Below are 2,769 nucleotides of genomic sequence, written 5' to 3' on the forward strand. Positions count from 1 at the left end.
GGCCTGGGGCCTGGGGCCTGGGGCCATGCGGGTCACGCGGTGAGCGAGGCGCCGCCGGCGACCAGGAGGATCACGTCCACGGCCGCCACGGCGACGGCGGTGACGAACGGCACCCGTGAGGACCTGGCGGCCAGCAGCAGCCCCGTGGCCGCGAGGGCCGAGGCGGCGGCCACGGCCAGCCAGCCCGCCACGCCGGGGGCGGCGCCTCCGGGGCCGAAGACGAGCAGGCAGGTAGCGGCCAGCAGCGGCACGGGGACCAGGAGCCGTACGCGGGCGGCGCCCATGCGCTGCGGCCAGCCGCGTACGCCGGTGTCCAGGTCGCCCGCGATGTCCGGCAGCACGTTGGCCAGGTGCGCGCCCACACCGAGCAGCGCGGCGGCCAGGACCGCCCACCACGCGGGCCACGGCTCACCGGGCAGGCCCAGTGTCACGAAGGCCGGCAGCACGCCGAACCCCACGGCGTAGGGCGCCCACGACAGGAGTGTCGCCTTCAGCCCGAAGTCGTACCCCCAGGCCGCCAGCACTCCCGCGAGGTGCAGCGCGCCCGCCCGCCAGCCGGAGGCCAGCGACAGCGGCACGCAGCAGGCCAGCGCCACAAGAGCGGCGATCCAGACGGCACGCGCGCTCACCGTGCCGCCCGCGACGGGCTTGCCCGCGCGCCCGGCCGCCGCGTCCCGCTCGGCGTCGATCGCGTCGTTGCACCAGCCGATCGAGAGCTGCCCCGTCAGCACGGCCGCGCCCGCCAGCACGCACCCGACCGCGTCGCGCCCCGTGGCCACGGCCAGCGCGGTGACCAGAGCGGTCACGGCCGCGGTCGGGCCGGGATGGCACGCACGCGCCAGCCCGGCGGCGAGCCGCCCCGGCCCATCGCGTACGACGGCGGCGGCCGCGGGGTCGGGGTCAGTCACAAGGTGATCGTAGACCGGGCGATCGCCGCAAAGAATTCCCACGCCCCATGCGTGGCTTAAATGACCATTTAGACGGGAAACGTGCGGGGAGTGAGAGTTGTCGGCTGCCGAGGGAGAACTGCATGACCCGTATCGCAGCAGTCCGTTGTGCTTTCCCTCCCCACCGGTACCCACAGTCCGAGCTCACCGACATGGCCGCCCGCGTGTGCCTGCCGGAGAACGCCGACCGGCGCCTCCTCGACCGCCTGCACCGCAGCGCCCGGGTGGACTACCGCAACCTGGCCCTGCCCATCGAGCAGTACGAGAAGCTCAACGGCTTCGGCGCCGCCAACGACGTCTTCGTCTCGGCCGCCGTGGACCTGGGGCTCGAGAGTGTGAAGGCCGCCCTGGACGCGGCCGAACTGGAGCCGACCGACGTGGACATGATCATGTTCACGTCGGTGACCGGCATCGCCGCGCCCTCTGTCGACGCCCGGCTGGCGCCGGCGCTCGGCCTGCGGCCCGACGTCAAGCGGGTGCCCGTCTTCGGCCTGGGCTGCGTGGCCGGAGCGGCGGGCATCGCCAGGATCCACGACTACCTGCGCGGCTGGCCGGACCACGTGGCCGTGCTGCTGTCGGTGGAGTTATGCTCGCTCACCGTGCAGCGGGGCGACTCCTCGCCCGCGAACCTGGTCGCCAGCGCGTTGTTCGGCGACGGCGCGGCCGCAGTGGTGGCCTGCGGCGGCGGACGCGGGGCGGCCGGTCCCACCGTGGTGGCCACGCGCAGCCACCTGTATCCGGGCTCCGAGCACGTCATGGGGTGGCAGGTGGGCGACACCGGGTTCCGGGTGATGCTGGACGCGAGCGTCCCGGCGGTCGTGCGCCGGTACCTGGCCGACGACGTGCACGGCTTTCTGGCCGAGCACGGCGTGACGGCCGGGGAGGTGACGGCGTGGGTGTGCCATCCCGGCGGGCCGAAGGTGCTCGAAGCCGTGTCGGACGTGCTCGACCTGCCCGCGGACGCGCTCGACGTGACGTGGCGCTCATTGGCGGCCAACGGCAACCTGTCCTCGTCCTCGGTCCTGCACGTGCTCGGCGACACCCTCGCCACCCGGCCGCCCGAGCCGGGAACCTGGGGACTGATCATCGCCATGGGGCCGGGCTTCTGCTCGGAACTCGTCCTGATCCGCTGGTGACCGCGCCCATGACCCGACTGCTGGTGACTGCCTTATGACCTGGTATCTGGTGCTCGTCGTGCTGGTCGGCCTGGAACGTGTGGCCGAGCTGGTCGTCGCCCGGCGCAACGCCGCGTGGAGCATGGCGCGCGGCGGTGTCGTGGCCGGTCAGGGGCACTATCCGTGGATGGTGGCCCTGCACACCGGGTTGCTCGTCTGCGCGCCGCTGGAGGTCGCGCTGGCGGAGCGGCCCTTTCTTCCCGCGCTCGGCTGGCCGATGCTCGCCCTCGTCGTGGCGGCCCAGGGGTTGCGGTGGTGGTGCATCACCTCGCTCGGGCCGCGCTGGAACACACAGGTGATCGTGGTGCCCGGCCTGCCGCTGGTGACGCGCGGCCCCTACCGGTTCCGGTGGCTGCGGCATCCCAATTACGTGGCGGTGGCGGTGGAGGGGCTCGCGCTGCCGCTGGTGCACACGGCCTGGGTGACCGCGCTGGCGTTCACGGTGCTCAACGCCGCGCTGATGGTGGTGCGGATCCGATGTGAGAACGCGGCTCTCGCCCTCGCCTCGGGGCGGTGACGGCGTGATCGACGTGCTCGTCGCGGGCGGCGGCCCGGCGGGGCTGGCGACGGCCGTTCACGCGGCGCTGGCGGGGATGGAGGCGGTCGTCGTCGAGCCGCGTGCCTCGCCCGGTCTCTTATACACCTCT

Annotated in this window: 4 protein-coding genes; 3 read left to right on the top strand and 1 reads right to left on the bottom strand. The window is 73.7% G+C overall.

Annotation, left to right across the window (positions count from 1 at the left end; all coding sequences use genetic code 11):
• Positions 1-32 precede the first annotated feature (32 nt).
• Complete coding sequence (locus tag EJK15_RS68675; RefSeq protein ID WP_138720832.1) at positions 33-908, bottom strand: UbiA family prenyltransferase; 876 nt, start codon at positions 906-908, stop codon at positions 33-35.
• 122 nt (positions 909-1,030) lie between these two features.
• Here EJK15_RS68675 and EJK15_RS68680 point away from each other — a divergent pair, with 122 nt between their 5' ends.
• From EJK15_RS68680 to EJK15_RS68690, 3 genes are all read left to right on the top strand, one after another.
• Positions 1,031-2,083, top strand: a complete 1,053-nt coding sequence (locus EJK15_RS68680; protein ID WP_138720833.1) for a type III polyketide synthase — start codon at positions 1,031-1,033, stop codon at positions 2,081-2,083.
• A 34-nt stretch (positions 2,084-2,117) separates the two neighbouring features.
• On the top strand, positions 2,118-2,639 hold the full coding sequence (locus EJK15_RS68685; protein WP_138720834.1) for an isoprenylcysteine carboxyl methyltransferase family protein: 522 nt from the start codon (positions 2,118-2,120) through the stop codon (positions 2,637-2,639).
• Positions 2,640-2,652: 13 nt separating this feature from the next.
• A partial coding sequence (locus EJK15_RS68690; protein ID WP_240778137.1) for an NAD(P)-binding protein occupies positions 2,653-2,769 on the top strand: 117 nt, incomplete at its 3' end.

It is taken from the genome of Nonomuraea basaltis, assembly GCF_005893125.1.
Classification (GTDB): domain Bacteria; phylum Actinomycetota; class Actinomycetes; order Streptosporangiales; family Streptosporangiaceae; genus Nonomuraea; species Nonomuraea basaltis.

What these genes read in the sequence shown, in the direction of transcription:
- EJK15_RS68685 (WP_138720834.1), top strand. Translation starts at nt 2,118, where the DNA reads ATGACCTGGTATCTGGTGCTCGTCGTGCTGGTCGGCCTGGAACGTGTG.
- EJK15_RS68680 (WP_138720833.1), top strand. Translation starts at nt 1,031, where the DNA reads ATGACCCGTATCGCAGCAGTCCGTTGTGCTTTCCCTCCCCACCGGTAC.